The organism is Virgibacillus sp. 7505, from assembly GCF_002272135.1.
Lineage (GTDB): Bacteria > Bacillota > Bacilli > Bacillales > Amphibacillaceae > Terribacillus.
Window position 1 is genome coordinate 53,868 of record NZ_NPBF01000021.1, and the last position, 16,471, is coordinate 70,338.

18 protein-coding genes and 1 riboswitch are annotated in these 16,471 nt (G+C 42.3%); of the genes, 16 read left to right on the plus strand and 2 right to left on the minus strand.

Annotated features, from left to right (window positions below; all coding sequences use genetic code 11):
* Nucleotides 1-20 precede the first annotated feature (20 nt).
* The 13 genes from allD to CHH91_RS07840 all read left to right on the plus strand — a co-directional run bounded on the left by allD (nucleotide 21) and on the right by CHH91_RS07840 (nucleotide 12,986).
* Entirely contained in the window at nucleotides 21-1,058 is a 1,038-nt protein-coding gene (gene allD / locus CHH91_RS07780; protein ID WP_095222893.1) for an ureidoglycolate dehydrogenase, read from the plus strand.
* Nucleotides 1,039-2,058, plus strand: a complete 1,020-nt coding sequence (locus CHH91_RS07785) for a zinc-binding alcohol dehydrogenase family protein (protein ID WP_095222894.1) — start codon at nucleotides 1,039-1,041, stop codon at nucleotides 2,056-2,058. Before allD ends, CHH91_RS07785 begins: the two co-directional genes overlap by 20 nt.
* A gap of 11 nt (nucleotides 2,059-2,069) precedes the next feature.
* Nucleotides 2,070-2,711 (plus strand): bifunctional 2-keto-4-hydroxyglutarate aldolase/2-keto-3-deoxy-6-phosphogluconate aldolase, encoded by a 642-nt coding sequence (locus CHH91_RS07790; protein WP_095222895.1) that lies wholly within the window; start codon nucleotides 2,070-2,072, stop codon nucleotides 2,709-2,711.
* Nucleotides 2,708-3,784 carry a mannonate dehydratase gene (uxuA, locus tag CHH91_RS07795; RefSeq protein WP_095222896.1) on the plus strand — a complete coding sequence of 359 codons (1,077 nt, stop codon included), beginning with the start codon at nucleotides 2,708-2,710 and terminating at the stop codon, nucleotides 3,782-3,784. Before CHH91_RS07790 ends, uxuA begins: the two co-directional genes overlap by 4 nt.
* A complete protein-coding gene (locus CHH91_RS07800; RefSeq protein WP_095222897.1) occupies nucleotides 3,781-4,617 on the plus strand; it encodes an SDR family oxidoreductase in 837 nt (278 codons plus the stop codon). Before uxuA ends, CHH91_RS07800 begins: the two co-directional genes overlap by 4 nt.
* 139 nt (nucleotides 4,618-4,756) lie before the next feature.
* Entirely contained in the window at nucleotides 4,757-5,776 is a 1,020-nt protein-coding gene (locus CHH91_RS07805; RefSeq protein ID WP_095222898.1) for a LacI family DNA-binding transcriptional regulator, read from the plus strand.
* A 150-nt stretch (nucleotides 5,777-5,926) separates the two neighbouring features.
* Nucleotides 5,927-7,195: an MFS transporter gene (locus tag CHH91_RS07810; RefSeq protein ID WP_095223054.1), complete on the plus strand. Its 1,269-nt coding sequence runs from the start codon at nucleotides 5,927-5,929 to the stop codon at nucleotides 7,193-7,195.
* 105 nt (nucleotides 7,196-7,300) lie between these two features.
* Entirely contained in the window at nucleotides 7,301-8,776 is a 1,476-nt protein-coding gene (locus CHH91_RS07815) for a tagaturonate reductase (RefSeq protein ID WP_095222899.1), read from the plus strand.
* The gene (locus CHH91_RS07820) at nucleotides 8,773-10,275 is read left to right on the plus strand and encodes a UxaA family hydrolase (protein ID WP_095222900.1); all 1,503 of its coding nucleotides are present in this window, start codon (nucleotides 8,773-8,775) and stop codon (nucleotides 10,273-10,275) included. The genes CHH91_RS07815 and CHH91_RS07820 overlap by 4 nt, the downstream gene beginning before the upstream one ends.
* Nucleotides 10,276-10,311: 36 nt before the next feature.
* The gene (locus tag CHH91_RS07825; RefSeq protein ID WP_095222901.1) at nucleotides 10,312-11,328 is read left to right on the plus strand and encodes a zinc-binding alcohol dehydrogenase family protein; all 1,017 of its coding nucleotides are present in this window, start codon (nucleotides 10,312-10,314) and stop codon (nucleotides 11,326-11,328) included.
* A gap of 254 nt (nucleotides 11,329-11,582) precedes the next feature.
* On the plus strand, nucleotides 11,583-12,038 hold the full coding sequence (locus CHH91_RS07830) for a MarR family winged helix-turn-helix transcriptional regulator (protein ID WP_176465720.1): 456 nt from the start codon (nucleotides 11,583-11,585) through the stop codon (nucleotides 12,036-12,038).
* Entirely contained in the window at nucleotides 12,035-12,679 is a 645-nt protein-coding gene (locus tag CHH91_RS07835) for a nitroreductase family protein (protein WP_095222903.1), read from the plus strand. The genes CHH91_RS07830 and CHH91_RS07835 overlap by 4 nt, the downstream gene beginning before the upstream one ends.
* A gap of 13 nt (nucleotides 12,680-12,692) precedes the next feature.
* Nucleotides 12,693-12,986 carry a putative quinol monooxygenase gene (locus tag CHH91_RS07840; RefSeq protein ID WP_095222904.1) on the plus strand — a complete coding sequence of 98 codons (294 nt, stop codon included), beginning with the start codon at nucleotides 12,693-12,695 and terminating at the stop codon, nucleotides 12,984-12,986.
* 22 nt (nucleotides 12,987-13,008) lie between these two features.
* Here CHH91_RS07840 and CHH91_RS07845 read toward each other — a convergent pair whose 3' ends face one another.
* Both CHH91_RS07845 and CHH91_RS07850 read right to left on the minus strand, forming a co-directional pair.
* Nucleotides 13,009-13,812, minus strand: a complete 804-nt coding sequence (locus CHH91_RS07845; RefSeq protein WP_095222905.1) for a GNAT family N-acetyltransferase — start codon at nucleotides 13,810-13,812, stop codon at nucleotides 13,009-13,011.
* Between the two features lie 300 nt (nucleotides 13,813-14,112).
* The gene (locus CHH91_RS07850) at nucleotides 14,113-14,886 is read right to left on the minus strand and encodes an arylamine N-acetyltransferase family protein (RefSeq protein ID WP_095222906.1); all 774 of its coding nucleotides are present in this window, start codon (nucleotides 14,884-14,886) and stop codon (nucleotides 14,113-14,115) included.
* 93 nt (nucleotides 14,887-14,979) lie between these two features.
* Nucleotides 14,980-15,076, plus strand: a riboswitch (guanidine-I (ykkC/yxkD leader).
* 39 nt (nucleotides 15,077-15,115) lie between these two features.
* On the opposite strand from CHH91_RS07850, the gene CHH91_RS07855 reads away from it, so the two are divergent.
* From CHH91_RS07855 to CHH91_RS07865, 3 genes are all read left to right on the plus strand, one after another.
* The gene (locus CHH91_RS07855) at nucleotides 15,116-15,454 is read left to right on the plus strand and encodes a DMT family transporter (RefSeq protein WP_095222907.1); all 339 of its coding nucleotides are present in this window, start codon (nucleotides 15,116-15,118) and stop codon (nucleotides 15,452-15,454) included.
* A complete protein-coding gene (locus CHH91_RS07860) occupies nucleotides 15,454-15,768 on the plus strand; it encodes a DMT family transporter (protein ID WP_095222908.1) in 315 nt (104 codons plus the stop codon). Before CHH91_RS07855 ends, CHH91_RS07860 begins: the two co-directional genes overlap by 1 nt.
* A gap of 358 nt (nucleotides 15,769-16,126) precedes the next feature.
* A complete protein-coding gene (locus CHH91_RS07865; RefSeq protein ID WP_095222909.1) occupies nucleotides 16,127-16,423 on the plus strand; it encodes a WXG100 family type VII secretion target in 297 nt (98 codons plus the stop codon).
* Nucleotides 16,424-16,471 lie beyond the last annotated feature (48 nt).

Sequence of the window (16,471 nt, forward strand, 5' to 3'; positions counted from 1 at the left end):
GTGAGTGGGAGGCAAGTAACATGTCAACAGTAGTGATTGAAGCCGAAAAAATAAAGCAGCTTGCAAGCAGGAAATTGAAAGAAGCTGGCCTGAACGGTATTCATGCTGAAAAAGTGGCAGAGGTTTTGGTTCATGCTGATCTTCGAAATGTTAATTCTCATGGTGTGCTGCGCACAGAACATTATGTAAACCGTTTGAAAGCGGGAGGGATTAATCCTGATGCCCAAATCTCATTTAAAGCCACAGGACCAGTAACCGGGATAGTAAATGGTGACGATGGATTTGGACATGTGATTGGCGATGTGGCCATCGATCATGCTATAGACATGGCAAGACAGAGTGGAGTAGGCATGGTTACAGCTATTAACAGCAGCCATTGCGGAGCATTAAGCTACTTTGTTCAAAAAGCGGCCGAAGCTAACCTGATCGGGATTGCCATGACCCATACCGACAAAGTGGTGGTTCCGTTTGGGGGCAGTTCTCCCTTCCTTGGAACAAATCCGATTGCTTATGGTGTTCCAGCCAAAAATAATAAGCCATTTATCTTGGATATGGCCACCTCCAATGTAGCTTTGGGGAAAGTCCTCCAGGCTCGTGAGGAAGGAAAAGATATTCCGTCTGGCTGGGGTGTGGATGACAATGGCGCACCAGTGACAGACCCGAACAAAGTTGTTTCCCTCTCCCCATTTGGAGGTCCAAAAGGGTATGGACTTGCTGTCATTGTTGATATTTTTTCTGGTTTATTAGCTGGAGCGGCTTTCGGTCCTCATATTTCCAAAATGTATGATGACTTAGATCAAAAACGTAAATTGGGTCATTATTTCTGTGTCATCAATCCATCATTCTTTACCGATACCGACACATTTCTCGAACAAATGGACAGGATGATGGATGAGCTTAAACAGGTACCGCCCGCTCCAGGTATTGAGCGTGTATTTGTTCCGGGGGAAATAGAACAAATCCATGAAGAAAATAATACGGAGAATGGGATTAGAATCGCCTCCAGCGTTTATGAATACCTGACAGGGGAGAACAAAAATGAAAGCATTACAAGTTAAAGGCCCTCGTGAATTAGCTGTCATTGAAGCTGAGCTGCCAAAAATAAAGAGCACTCAGGATGTATTGGTAAAGGTTAAAAGAGTAGGGATTTGCGGGTCTGATATGCACATTTATCATGGAACGAACCCGCTTGCAACCCTTCCGCGTGTGGTTGGGCATGAAGTTACGGGTGAAGTTGTGGATATTGGAAACGAAGTAAAAAATATCAGAGTAGGAGACCATGTCGTAGTTGAACCAATTCGATACTGTGGAAAGTGTTATGCGTGCCGAAAAGGCCGACAAAATGTATGCGCTTTATTGTCTGTGTTCGGCGTTCATGAAGATGGTGGCATGAGAGAATGGCTCGTTCTTCCTGAAAAGCAGCTGCATGTGGTTGACTCAGAACTTCCTTGGGAAGAAGCTGTAATGGCTGAGCCGTACACGATCGGTGCACAGGCGGTATGGAGAGGAAGTGTCGCCCAAGGGGACACTGTTTTGATACAAGGAGCAGGACCAATAGGGATTTGTATCTTGAAGCTTGCAAAGCTTCATGGAGCAGCAGTTCTGATTACGGATTTAAGTGAATCCCGTCTTGATTTTGCGAGAGAGAATGGTGCCGATGTTACAGTAAACGCTGCAAAAGAAGATGTGAGGCAGCGAGTTTCTGAATGGACAAATGGAGAGGGTGCAAATGTAGTGATAGATGCCGTCTGCCTGCCATCCACCTTCGAACTGTCCATAGAATTGGTATCAGAAGCGGGACATGTGGTTGTTCTTGGCTTTGACGAGAGATTCTCTTCTATCTCCCAGCTGCCAATTACGAAAAAAGAAATAACTATAACTGGTTCGAGGCTGCAAACTCACCAGTTTCCGAAAGTAGTGGATTTATTGAATAGCGGGAAGCTGAGGGCGAACGGTTTGATAACACACACTTTTACTCTCGATCAAGTGCGGGAAGCTTTTGAGTTCATTGAAAACAATCCTGATCAGGTAAGAAAAGCAGTTATCATATTCGACTAAGGAGAGATAACATGATCGCTAAACATTCAATCTTAGCCCGTATAACTGAATTGAAAGTGGTAGCTGTCATTCGCGGCAATACAGCAGAAGAAGCTATTGAACTATCAAAAGCGGCCACTGATGGGGGGATTGAAGCCATTGAACTGACATACACAACCCCCAATGTCGATCAAGTGTTCAAGGAGTTAGCGGGAATAAAAACACTTCTTGGAGCCGGGTCTGTTCTAGATCCTGAGACAGCGAGGCATGCTATTCTTTCTGGCGCCCAGTTTATCGTAAGTCCGTCTTTGAACCCTGAGACTGCTACAGTATGCAACAGATATGGAATTCCTTACCTGCCGGGGTGCATGACGATCAAGGAAATGATTCAGGCGCTGGAAACTGGATGTGATGTTATCAAGCTATTTCCTTCCAGTCAATACCCGCCATCGTTTATCCGCTCCATTAACGGTCCACTTCCAAATGTGAAAGTGATGCCTACAGGCGGTGTAAACCTGGATAATATAACAGAATGGTTGAAGGCAGGGGCAGTTGCAGTTGGCATTAGCAGCGACTTAAACAGAGCCTATCAAAGTGGCGGTTATGATTCCGTGGTGGAACTATGCAGTGAGTATCACGATAAAGCAAATAAAGCTGCTGGAGGAGTATCATGAACATTACATTTCGTTGGTATGGAAGAGACAATGACACAGTTCAACTCGAACACGTCAAGCAAATCCCAGGTGTTAAAGGTATTGTATGGGCCCTTCACCAAAAACCAGTAGGTGAAATATGGGAAAAAGATGAGATTAAAGAAGAAGTCGAATACATTCAATCATTTGGGTTTCATTCGGAGGTTGTAGAGAGCGTAAATGTCCATGAATCTATTAAATTAGGCAATGAGGAAAGACTGCACTATATTGAGAACTACAAGCAGACGATACGTAATCTATCCGAATTTGGGGTTAAGGTGATTTGTTATAACTTCATGCCGATATTTGATTGGACGCGAACGAATATGTTCCATCCGTTGGAAGACGGTTCCACTGCCTTGTTTTACGAAAAAGCAAAAGTGGCAGATCAAGATCCGCAGGATTTGATCCGTACTGTGATGGAAGCTTCGGACCTTACTCTTCCAGGTTGGGAACCAGAAAAAATGGCAAAGATCACTGAGCTCTTTGAAGCCTATAAAACGGTCGATGAAACCAAGCTATGGGATAATCTAGCGTTTTTCCTGAAAGAAATCCTACCTGTTGCAGAAGCTTCCGGCATCAAAATGGCTATCCATCCGGATGATCCACCATGGTCGATTTTTGGTCTTCCACGGATCATTACTGGGGAACAAAGCTATGAAAAACTGATATCTATATCCGATTCTCCTGCCAACGGCTTTACTATATGTACTGGATCCATGGGAGCAAATCCGGAGAATGATATGGTCCAGGTAGCAAGAAAATATGCATCGCGTGCACCATTCTCCCACATTAGAAATGTGAAAATCTATGATAATGGAGATTTTGTAGAGACTTCCCATTATACGCAGGATGGTTCCATCAATATCAATGGCGTCGTAGCTGAGTTACATAGACAAAACTACGATGGTTATGTAAGACCAGACCATGGCCGCCATATATGGGGCGAGAAATGCAGACCAGGCTACGGGCTTTACGATCGTGCACTTGGTATTATGTATTTGCTTGGATTATGGGATGCATATGAAGCAAGGAAGTCAGGTGAAAGCACTTGATACCAATCCATGAAAATTTAAAAGGGAAAGTGGCAGTCATTACAGGCGGGAGCGGTGTCCTCTGCTCCCAAATGGCCAGCGAGCTTGCCCGACAAGGCGTGAATATAGCTGTTTTGAACAGGGATGCTAAAAATGGTCGTGATGTGGTTGAAAGGATTCAGACATCAGAGGGTACTAGTATCTCCGTGAAAGCTGATGTTCTAGACAAAAGTTCTATGGAAAAGGCTCGTGAAGAGATTTTAGGAACCTTTGGACAAGTGGATTTCCTAATCAATGGGGCTGGAGGAAATCATTCTGATGCTGTTACAGATACGGAAACATATCAAGGTGAGGATACAGGGAAATCGTTCTTCGATCTAGAAGAAAATGGATTTTCAAAAGTGTTTGCGACTAATTTTACCGGCTCCTTCATTTCCAGTCAGGTATTTGGAAAGGATTTATTGCAGGCAAAGGCATCGTCCATTTTGAATATTTCTTCCATGAGTGCCTATGCACCAATGACAAAGGTTCCAGCATATAGTGCGGCTAAATCTTCCATCAATAATTTCACGATGTGGATGGCAGTTCATTTTGCAGAGACCGGACTTAGGGTAAATGCCATTGCACCAGGCTTCTTCTTAACGACACAAAACCGGAACCTTCTTGTAAATGAAGATGGAAGCTATACGGCTCGATCCAACAAAATCATAAACGGAACTCCAATGAAGCGATTCGGGAAACCGGAGGATCTGCTGGGAACAATGCTTTGGCTGCTGGATGACAGCTATTCCGGTTTTGTTACAGGTATTACCGTACCTGTTGATGGAGGGTTCATGGCATACTCAGGTGTATAATTAAATTGATATTTTTGAAAGGTTAATACATCCATCATTCTACCGTGCTTGCTTCTGCGTTATAATAACCAAGAAGTGAATCGTACTGCAAAACAATTTATAAATAGAAGTACGGAACAAATCAGGCGAGGTTGACAGAATGAGACCCATTACAATCACAGACGTAGCAAAGCAAGCCAATGTATCTAAAAGCACTGTATCTCAATACCTGAACAAGCGGTACGAGTATATGAGTGAAAAAACACGCCAAAAAATCGAATCAGCCATAGAAGAATTGAATTATCAGCCTAATATTGTGGCTCGAAGCCTAAAACAAAAAACTACTTTCACGGTTGGAGTCATTGTAGCGAATATCCTCCATACATTCTCTACACATGTGATCCGTGCAGTTGAGAATTTCTTTCATGAAAAAGGTTTTCAAATAATTGTATGTAATGCGGATGATGAACCTGAAAAAGAAAAGAAATATATCGAAATGCTCAGGGCAAAACAGGTAGACGGGATCATAATCTTTCCAACCGGAGGCAATTTGGATCTTTATGAGCGTATGCTCAATGATAATTTTCCGATTGTATTCATGGACAGAACCATCAAGGACTTGAATATTGCAACAGTGATGCTTGATAACCATCTGGCATCTAAGCTGGCAGTTGACCATTTTGCTCATAAAGGCTACGAACGAATTGCCATACTCACTACTTCTGTTATCAGGAACATTAGTCCAAGGGTGGAGAGAATTGAAGGATATAGAAATGCTATGGAAGCCTGTGGACTGCAAGTAAAATCAGAGTATATAAAAACAGCTGATGTCGATCAGATTGCACCAGCATTAAAGGAACTTTTTCAATTGGAAACGCCACCGCAAGCTTTGCTAGCTGGTAACGATATCGTACTTATTGAAATACTGAAATATATAAAAGAACAGGGCTTGAGAATACCCGAGGATGTAGCGGTCATTGGAATTGATGAAGTTCCTTTTGCCAATTTCTTCACTCCTCCCATTACAACAGTATCTCAACCGGCAATCGAAATGGCTGGCAAAGCAGTCGACTTATTGCTGCAGCAAATGAATAAAGACCTGGAAGAGAAGGACAAAAGCGTTATTCGCCTAAAGCCAAGTCTTCTAGAAAGGAACTCTTGTCTTTCCTTAAAGCAATAAAGGCTGCTTCCGCCTTTTACTTCGAAAGTAAATCGGTTTACTATCTATATTCCTAGTGGGTTTATGGATGTAAGGTAAATCGATAACCCCAAAATGTAAGCGCTTTATCTAAAATTGTTACAACCTTAAGGAGGTAAATCCATGAAATCATTGTTTACTAAAGGGAAACTAGCTGTCATGATTTTGTTGTTTTTTGCCGGAATCATTAATTATCTTGACCGTTCAGCCTTGTCCATTGCAGCACCGTTCATTACGGAGGATCTGGAACTTACCGCTACTCAAATGGGGATTATTTTCAGCAGTTTCTCAGTCGGATATGCGATTTTTAACTTCTTGGGAGGGGTAGCTGCTGACAGGTACGGAGCTAAACTCACTTTATTTGTAGCTATGATTGTCTGGTCTGTATTTAGCGGGGCCATTGCGCTTGCTGTCGGATTCACTAGCTTAATCATTATCCGTATCTTGTTCGGAATGGGGGAAGGCCCTCTTTCCGCCACTATTAATAAAATGGTGAATAACTGGTTTCCATCTGATCAGCGGGCTTCTGCTATAGGACTAGCCAACAGCGGAACTCCGCTAGGTGGTGCTATAGCAGGTCCGATCGTGGGCTTCATTGCCATCTCATACAGCTGGAAATTATCCTTCGTCCTGATAATGATTATCGGTTTTATATGGACGATTATATGGTGGAAGGTTGTAAAAGAAAAGCCAGCTGAGACTGCTGTAGAGAAAGATATTACAACAGAAGCAGCTTCAAGGGAAAAGAAACCATTGACCTTCTATCTAAAACAAAAAACTGTCTTGTTCACAGCATTTGCTTTCTTTGCTTATAACTACATTTTGTTCTTCTTTTTAACCTGGTTCCCTAGTTATTTAATAGATGCAAGGGGAGTCAGCGTGCAGGAAATGAGTATCGTCACAGTCATTCCGTGGGTTCTTGGTTTTATCGGCCTTGCTGCGGGAGGTTTTGTTTCTGACTTTGTATTGAGAAAGTTTGCTAGAAAAGGCGTGCTGTTCTCCCGTAAAGTCGTATTAGTTACATGCTTACTTGCCTCTGCAATATGCATCGGTCTAGCTGGCCTTGTTACTACAACATTTAGTGCTGTTGGGTTAGTGGCATGTTCAGTATTCTTCTTATACCTAACTGGTTCTATTTATTGGGCAATCGTTCAAGACGTCGTTGACCAAGGTAATGTCGGTTCAGTCGGGGGCTTCATGCATTTCCTTGCCAACACAGCGGGTATTATCGGCCCAACTCTAACTGGTTTCCTTGTTGATAGATCAGGCACTTACACTGCAGCGTTCCTGCTTGCGGGCGGATTAGCAATATTTGCTTCGCTGGCTGTCATTCGTTTTGTTCGTCCGATTAAAGGGTCAGTTGTTCCTGGTAACGCAGATAAAACGATTACCGGAAACTAAATTCCGCAGGATGTAGAAGAGGTTTCTTTATAGTTTAGTAAACGTAAAGAGACCTCTTTCCGTTTCATGTAATATCGGAATCAACATCGGAAAGGACGAAGGACCTTGATAAAACAAAGGAGCATGGAAGAAGTAGGCAATGATTGTAAGGGTCGTAAACCGCTGCCAGTAAAAATCCTTCAGATCGGGGAAGGAAACTTTCTAAGAGGCTTTATTGATTGGATGATACAAGAAGCAAATAGACAGGGAAACTTCAATGGCGGAATTGCCGTAACAAATCCACGCCAATCTGGCAGTGAGAAGATGGAGAAGCTGAAAAAGCAGAACGGGCTGTTTACCCTCCTGACCAGGGGGATTCAGAACGGAGAAACGATTGAGAATGGTCAGATCATCGATGTCTTTTCTAAGATAATAGATCCTTACCGGGAATGGGACGAATTTTTGCTGTTGGCAAAAGAGCCGGAGCTGAAATTTGTCATTTCCAATACGACGGAAGCAGGCCTTGTCTATATCGCAAGCGATGTAGTCGAGAATAGCCCCTTGGAAACGTTCCCTGCCAAGCTGACTCATTTCCTTTATAAACGGTTTGAAATATACAACGGTGCCCCTGATAAAGGGCTTATTATGCTTCCTTGTGAATTAATCGAACAGAATGGGCAGCTCCTTAAGGAAATAGTGTTATTACATTGCAGGGATTGGAATCTGCCGCATGAATTTATTTCCTGGTTGAATAATCATAATCTTTTCCTGAGTTCTCTTGTTGATCGGATTGTCCCTGGTTTTCCAGAGCAGGAGGCAGAGACGATATTCAAAGAATCGGGATATGAGGATCCCTTTTTAAATGTTGTCGAACCTTATCATTTATGGGTAATCCAAGGGGATGGCAGGCTCGATGATCTCCTCCCTTTAAAAAAATCTGGTCTAAACGTTAACTGGGTAGATGATTTAAAGCCTTTCCAGCTTAGAAAAATTCGTATTCTGAATGGGTCTCACACACTCATGGCACAACTAGGCATTTTGATGGGCATTGAAATCGTGAGGGAAGCAGTAACACATAAAGAGATGGCACTTTTTATTAGGAATACGATTATTGAGGAGATAATACCCTCGCTAGATCTTGATCCTATGGAATCTTTAGCATATGGAGAGACTGTGTGGGAACGTTTTCTCAACCCCTTTTTGCAGCATAGACTCTCAGATATATCTCTTAATGCCTGTTCCAAGTTCCAATCGAGGCTCCTGCCTACACTAAAAGCATATGTTAGTAAGAACGGTAGACTGCCGGAAAACATCATGAAATCTCTAGCGGCCATCATCTGCTTCTATAAGGCTGAATTGTTAGATGGAAGATATGTAGGAAATGATTTTAACGGCAAAACCTATATTATCCGTGATAATGAACGAGTTTTGGAATTTTTCCATTCACAATGGAGCCTTCTGCAAAGTCAAGAACAATCGCTTCACACAATGGTGAAAGGAATCTTGCAAAACAAGGAAATATGGGGAGAGAATTTACATGAAATCCCAGGCGTGACTAAAAAAACTGCTGCGTTAGTAGCGGAATTGGAGGGCAAACGATGAGCTTAAATGCATCTATTCTATTGCATGAAAACGATGGGGCAGCTGTTGCATTGCGTGACATCCGCATGGGAGAAACAATTTTGATTGAGGAACTTTCTAAATCCATAAAGGCTACCGAAGACATCGCAAAAGGCCATAAGTTTGCAGTCAGAGAGATTGCACAAGGAGATAATGTCCTGAAATTCGGTTATTCCATTGGGATAGCTACCGAGCACATCATGGAGGGTTCCTGGATACACACCCACAATGTAAAAACCGGCTTGAATGGATTGCTGGAGTACTCCTATGAACCGGATAGGGCATCCAATCAACCAATAAGGGAGAGCAGTTTTTACTTTGATGGGTATGTTCGGGAAAATGGAGAGGCCGGCATTCGGAATGAGATATGGATCATCAACACAGTGGGCTGTATCAACAAAACGTGTGAACATCTGGCTAAAATGGGCGGATCATTATATGGAGATCGAATCGATGGTATTTACCACTTTTCCCATCCATATGGATGCTCTCAGCTAGGGGATGATTTAACCTATACCCAAACGTTATTGGCTTCACTGGCAAATCACCCAAATGCAGCCGGTATTTTGGTGGTCGGTCTTGGCTGTGAAAATAATCAAATCGAAGAGTTCAAAAAGGTAATAGGAAAACAGCCAGCTGGAAGAATCAAGTTTTTAACATCACAGGAAGTGGACGATGAATTCGAGGTCGGAATGGAGCTGATCGGGGAGCTAGTGGAGTATGCGGAACAATTCAAAAGACAGCCTGTTCCGGTTTCAAAATTGAAAATTGGTCTTAAGTGCGGTGGTTCAGATGGGTTATCTGGTATTACTGGCAATCCATTAGCAGGCATGATTTCTGACTGGATCATCTCTGAAGGAGGGACTTCCATACTGACCGAGGTACCAGAAATGTTCGGTGCAGAAACAATCCTCATGAATCGAGCAGCCAATGAAGAAGTCTTTCATAAAATTGTTCATCTAATAAACGATTTTAAAGAGTATTTCATAAGACACGGACAGGAAATTTATGAAAATCCCTCTCCAGGCAATAAGAAGGGCGGCATTACGACACTGGAGGAAAAGTCGCTTGGCTGTACCCAAAAAGGCGGTCATTCGATTGTCCAGGATGTAGTCCCTTATGGGGAAAAAGTCAAAGTGACTGGATTGAATCTGGTCCAATCACCAGGTAATGATCTTATTTCTGTCACGGCTCTTGCGGCAGCTGGTGCACATATCGTTCTATTCACTACTGGCAGAGGAACTCCTTTTGGAGGTCCGGTTCCTACAGTGAAAATCTCCACAAATACAGAGCTTGCACATCGAAAGAAAAACTGGATTGACTTTGATGCGGGCCGGCTTGTAGACGGAGTGAAAATGGAGGATTTGACTGATGAGCTGATTGAAGACCTTATCGATCTGGCCTCCGGAAAAAGCCGTACGAATAACGAAAAGTTTGAGTTTAGGGAAATTAGTATCTTTAAAGATGGCGTTACGCTGTGATTCAGGTATCTTATCCTAAACCGGAGGGGAATTATTATGAAAACGATCGTATGCAATAGTCCCAATCAATTATTAGTGACAGAGAGGAAAAGGCCTGCTGTTAAAGAAGGGGAGGCCTTAGTGAAGATTCATAGGATCGGGGTATGCGGAACGGATATACATGCATACCATGGCAGACAGCCCTTTTTTTCCTATCCAAGAGTTCTGGGACATGAGCTTTCAGGAGAGATTGCTGAATTGAATGAAGAAAACCAAGACCTCTCCCTAGGAGATAAAGTGGCAATCATTCCCTATCTGGAATGTGGAGAATGCATAGCTTGCCGAAAGGGAAAACCGAATTGCTGCCGGAACATCCAAGTGCTTGGTGTCCATACAGATGGTGGCATGCAGGAGTATATTTCGGTACCCACCAGCCATTTGATAAAAATCAATCAATTGTCTTACGATCAGGCTGCTATCGTGGAATGTTTGAGTATAGGCGCACATGCTGTCAGTCGGGCTAATATCCAAAGAGATGAATATGTGCTGGTGATTGGGGCAGGTCCAATCGGGTTGGGAATCATGCAATATGCAAAGCTCGCTGGAGCAAAAGTCATTGTAATGGATATGAGTATGGAAAGATTGAAATTCTGTCAAAAATGGGCCTCCCCGGATTATACAGTAAATGCAAAAGAAAACCCTGAGTATGATATTGCTGAAATCACTAATGGGGATTATCCAACAGCGGTGTTTGATGCGACAGGTAATATTAACTCCATGAATAATGCCTATAAATATGCTGCCCATGGAGGAAGCATAATTTATGTAGGCTTGGTACAGGCTGAGCTTCAATTTTCAGATCAGGAATTCCATAAGCGGGAATTGACCATATACGCAAGTAGAAATGCTACCAAGGAAGATTTCGAAACCGTTATAAATTCCCTGGAAGAAGGAAAAATAGACATTCAACCATTCATTACCTGTAATGTATCCCTCGAGTCCCTCCCGGAACGTTTTGAGGAGTTGACTGCACCTGAAACAGGCAACATTAAAATAATGATTGAGTTACCGTAATAAAAGCTGGGGGATGAACCTCCAGCTTCTTTATATTTATAGTAGATATGGCGAACTCCCCATGACCCTAAAGATGAAACAGAATCTTACTCATCAAACCAAGAAAATGCTTATTCAAAAGTACTGAACATAAAAGGCCATCACAGAATGAGAAGGTAAAAGTAGGAGCAGGATTTTTGACATACTAAAAATTTAGATATATGATTGACCTATCAACTATTGATGTATCAACTATTTAGGAAGAGGTTATGACGATGACTGCTTGTTCTGTCCGTCTGCAGATTTTCCTGCAGCTGCAGGCTGTAAATAAAGAGCTCTGCTCAAAGTTTGAGGCATGCTTAGGCGCCAGCCCATCCCGGGTGGAGATTCTTCATTATTTGCTGCAGCATGAGGAAGTGACCCAATCAGCATTACAAAAGGAAGTCAATATCGATGCCGCCGCTGTAACGAGACATTTAAAGCAGCTTGAGGCTGCCGGTACGATTGTGCGCTACAAAAAAGCTGATGATCAGCGAGCTACATGGGTGAAGCTGGAGGAGGAAGCAAAGCGTCATATCGAACAATCCTATCAGGAAAAAAGCCAGTTCGTGAATGAGACTCTCGCTGGCTTTTCGGAAGACGAGCTAGAACATTTCCTGCAAATGCTGAGCAAAGTCAGTGAAAATGTGTCCCGTGTTACAAAGAATCAGCTAGGAGGAGAAAACAAATGAACGAAACATCCATATATAACAAGGAAGCTTTCTTGCAAATCGTACAGGATCGCCGTTCCATCCGAACGTATGATGAAAACGTGAAAATCAGTAAAGAAGAAATGTCTGAAATGCTCACTGTAGCAACGAAGGCGCCATCATCAGTCAACTTGCAGCCTTGGCGCTTTGTTGTCATCGAAAGCCCGGAAGCGAAAGCAAAGCTTGCGCCGCTTGCCCGCTTCAATCAGCAGCAAGTGAAAACTTCTTCTGCAGTAATCGCCGTATTTGCTGATATGAATAATCTTGACTACCTGGAAGAAATCTATGGAAAAGCAGTAGAGCATGGTCTGATGCCGAAAGAGGTCAAAGATCAGCAAGTGGTCTCTATTCGTAATTTGCTTTCAGGTATTACGGAACAGAAAAATAGGGAATCAATCCTTATCGATAGCGGTTTAGTATCCATGCAGCTGATGCTGACTGCAAAGGCATATGGTTATGATACAAATCCGATTGGCGGATTTGAGAAAGACCAAATTGCTGAAGCATTCGATTTGGATAAAGAACGTTATGTTCCTGTCATGCTGCTTTCTATCGGGAAAGCAGCAGATGCTGGCTACAAATCCTATCGTATGCCGGTGGAACAAATTACAGAATGGAAATAAGGAGAGAGAAACTATGATTATCATCCACGCTAGAATGTCAGTCAAACCAGAGAAGAAAGAAGAATTCCTTCAAGAAATCGAAGCAGTTATGGAAGGAAGCCGTGCAGAAGCAGGTAATAACAGCTACGACCTATTCCAGGATCCAAAAGATGGTAACAGCTTTGTCATGGTGGAGAATTGGAAGGACATGGAGGCTGTCCAAGCACATAATACAAGCAGCCACTTTCAAAAATTCAGCGCCGCTGCCAAAGAAATGCTTAGTGCACCACTGGCAGCAGATGTGTATCAAGGTGAGAAATTGAATTAATCAAAAAGGATGACCACAATGGTCATCCTTTTTCTTTTATCTTTAACGGAAGTATTCTTTCATAAAATTCAATTGGACCTGCTTCGGAGATGATAAATTCACGAAAACCTTGTTCACTTACATCATGGAGAGCAACTAATAGGAGTGATCGGCCAAAACCTGAATCCCTGCAGTCTTTTCTTACACCCATCGGCCCAAATACTGCACAGTCCTCACTTTGTTTTCGATAGCAGCAAAAACCAGATAATTGATTTTTCTTTCGAACTATAAAGACAACACACTCGTCTTCGAGGAGCATCCGCTGCACTTGTTCACTCCAGCGCCAGCCAAAATGCTCTTTTACAAATTCAATGATTTCATCCTCATTTGATAAGGAAGCAGTTTCCACATCTGTTTCAGAAATCAAAGGCATCCTTGGTATAGGCAACGTGACGATCAAGTCTTGCGTTGTACTTACGAGCTGCAAAATATCCTGCCACGTTCTTGCATCCGGAAGGGAGGAAAGGATGCCTTCTAACACATGGGCTTCCGACATGATTATTTGATTGTACTTTCTTGCACGTGCTGCTCCGAACTCAATCGCTTCAATTAAATTTTCAGATAGAAGATAACCATTATAAATTGTCACCTTTAATTCTTTATCTAGTTTATCCAAAGCATCTAACAGCGCATTCTCTGAATTTGATTGAAGCAAATAGTGCGTTACCTCTTTCTGTATAATGCCGTCTTCCTTTAAGTAAGAACCAAAAAAAGCAGAGCAAGTAATAGGTAAATCGGGTTGCTGTGCTGAATCGAGTATTCTTATCAATCGTTTGGAATATTTCACTCACATTCTCCTTATGTTAAGAAAAGTATACGGTGATGGTTTTAGAGAGGATTTATAGTGTTTAAGACATTTTATCAAAGGAAACAGCAATAATTGCAACAAGATGAAATAAGAAGATAGAGAAATTATATATTGCTATGTAGGTAACGTTAAAAGTCTTATTCACCAGGTTTACTGCGTATGACAAACAGTCAATTCTGCACAAACTGCTGGGCTGTATCATGTGGAAAGCACTAGCAAAGGATAAAGAAAAAATACTGATGGACAGAAAAAATGCATACACGAAAAAGAGGACGCATTTTATTGCGGCCCCTGCATGTCAAATTTAGTTTGTAACAATATCTTATATTCATCCTCGTCAATCGTCTGCTTTTCAGGGACACCGTGCTGCCATTTCGTAAAGGAAGAAGGAGTGAGAATATACAGACCATCTGTTGTCCTTCTTGTAAGCAGCGGTGACTTATTGAAAGGGGAAGCAGGATGTGTTTCAATAATCTGCTGCATTTGTTCCAGTTCAGTTATGTCGGTAATCTGTTTTTCTACCGAGAAAAAATACCCTATACGCCAATCGTTGTCTCGATCCGCTAATTTTAAATGCAGCGTATAACCTTCATCAGCGGCCATAATACGGAATTGGCCATTAGCAGTTGCCGTCATTTCGCCTGACATAGGAAGTGGAGCAAGAGGTATATTAGCTCCAAATCCGGCATCGACAATATATTCTTCACCATCATGCTTCAAAAGGATGGTGACATGTGTATTACCGGTAGGACTCCAGTCATTTTTATCCTCATCGTAAATACAGGCAGATACTAACATTACATCGAATCCGCTATCCTCTAAGAAATGATAAAGAAGCGTATTAAGTTCATAGCAAACGCCGCCTTCGCTGTGAATAAGGATTTTTTCCTGCAGACCTTCTTTTGATAGAAGACTTTTATGTTTCTCAATAATGCGCAGGTTCTCAAAGGGGATGGACTGAGCAAAACGTTGTAATAGTATAGGAAGAGTCTCAAATGTCACTTCGCTATCCATATTGATCCGCTGTTGAAATAAGTTTCTGAATGATTGCATCGTATTCCTCCTGACTTAGCTAGTATAAATACTTTGTATCAGAGTTGCTTGCATTGTGCTTTTGTATCCTTTATAATGACCAGATGAATATGGCAGATAGTTTTCTAGGGTTCCGCAGTTAATAGCTGGTCTGGTCCGAGAGAAAACGCACAGCAATGCTGTGACACGGAAGGATAAAAGCCTGGGAGATTTCTATCTCCCAGGCTTTTTTTGATTGGAGGAAATGAACATGACAAAACAGTGGCTTAGCGTAGTGCTGGCAGGACTGATTGAAGTATTATGGGTTATTGGGTTAAAGCACGCAAATAATGCGCTTGAATGGTTGGGTACGATTGTTTGTATCCTGCTTAGCTTCTATTTGATGCTGCAGGCGAGCAAACATATGCCTGTCGGTACCGTATACGCAGTATTCGTCGGGATCGGTTCGACCGGTACCGTGATTGTGGATATGTTATTCTTCGGCGAACCTTTTAAACTGGCGAAGGTCGCGTTGATTGCAGTTCTTCTCATAGGTGTTATTGGACTTAAGCTGGTAACTGGGGACAAACAGACAGAGGAGGGTGCCTGATGGCTTGGATTGTGCTTATCATAGCAGGTATGTTTGAAGTGCTTGGTGTGACAATGATCAATAAACTAAATGAGAAGCCCAGCTTCAAGAACATCAGCTTATTCGTTCTCGGATTCGCCGGAAGCTTTGGCTGTTTATCCTATAGCATGTCGTATCTGCCGATGGGGACTGCTTATGCGATTTGGACCGGAATAGGAACTGCAGGCGGAGCAGTCGTCGGGATGCTTTTCTTCCAGGAATCGAAGGATTGGAAGAGACTCGTCTGTATTGCGCTGATCTTGGCTTCAGCTGTAGGATTAAAACTGATTGCTTAAAAGAAGAGCATGTGGAGACATATGCTCTTCTTTTTTTAGTACTGACTTTTCATCCGTACTTATTTACGTAAAATAATTGTAAAGTTCTTTTTTGCTATAATTCGTCTTAATTTTGCAAAAAACCTCAAATTACCAGTTTATAAGACTATTATAATGGTACTATATTATTTCTTTTCCTAAACCGGGATATCTGCCTATAGAGTCTCGGGACTTACCGCTTAATTTCTGGAAATCGTTTCATACTCCGTTGACTTTAAATTTTCCTTTCTTTAGGATTTATTTTAGAAGGTAATGGGTATACATTTATTGGAATCGTTACAACCTTCTGTAAAATTTAATTAAATGAGGAGCTGAGCAAATGTCAGGACAAATTCGCATGACCCCTGAGCAGTTACAAAACCATGCAAAGAGATATGGTAAGGGTTCTCAAACAATTGATGACGTTCTTACAGATCTAAGTAATCTGCAGGTACAACTTCGTTCAGAGTGGGAAGGTAGAGCTTTCGATCGTTTTGATGATCAATTCATCCAATTGAAGCCTAAAGTTCAAGAGTTCTCCCAGCTTATGCTAGATATCCAGCAGCAGCTCGAGAAAACAGCTCAAGCAGTACAAGAGCAGGACGAAGCACTATCACAAAACTTCGGATTCAGATAAGCACCCAAATGGCTGCTGTTTGACCGTCGCATGACACGACAGGGTGGG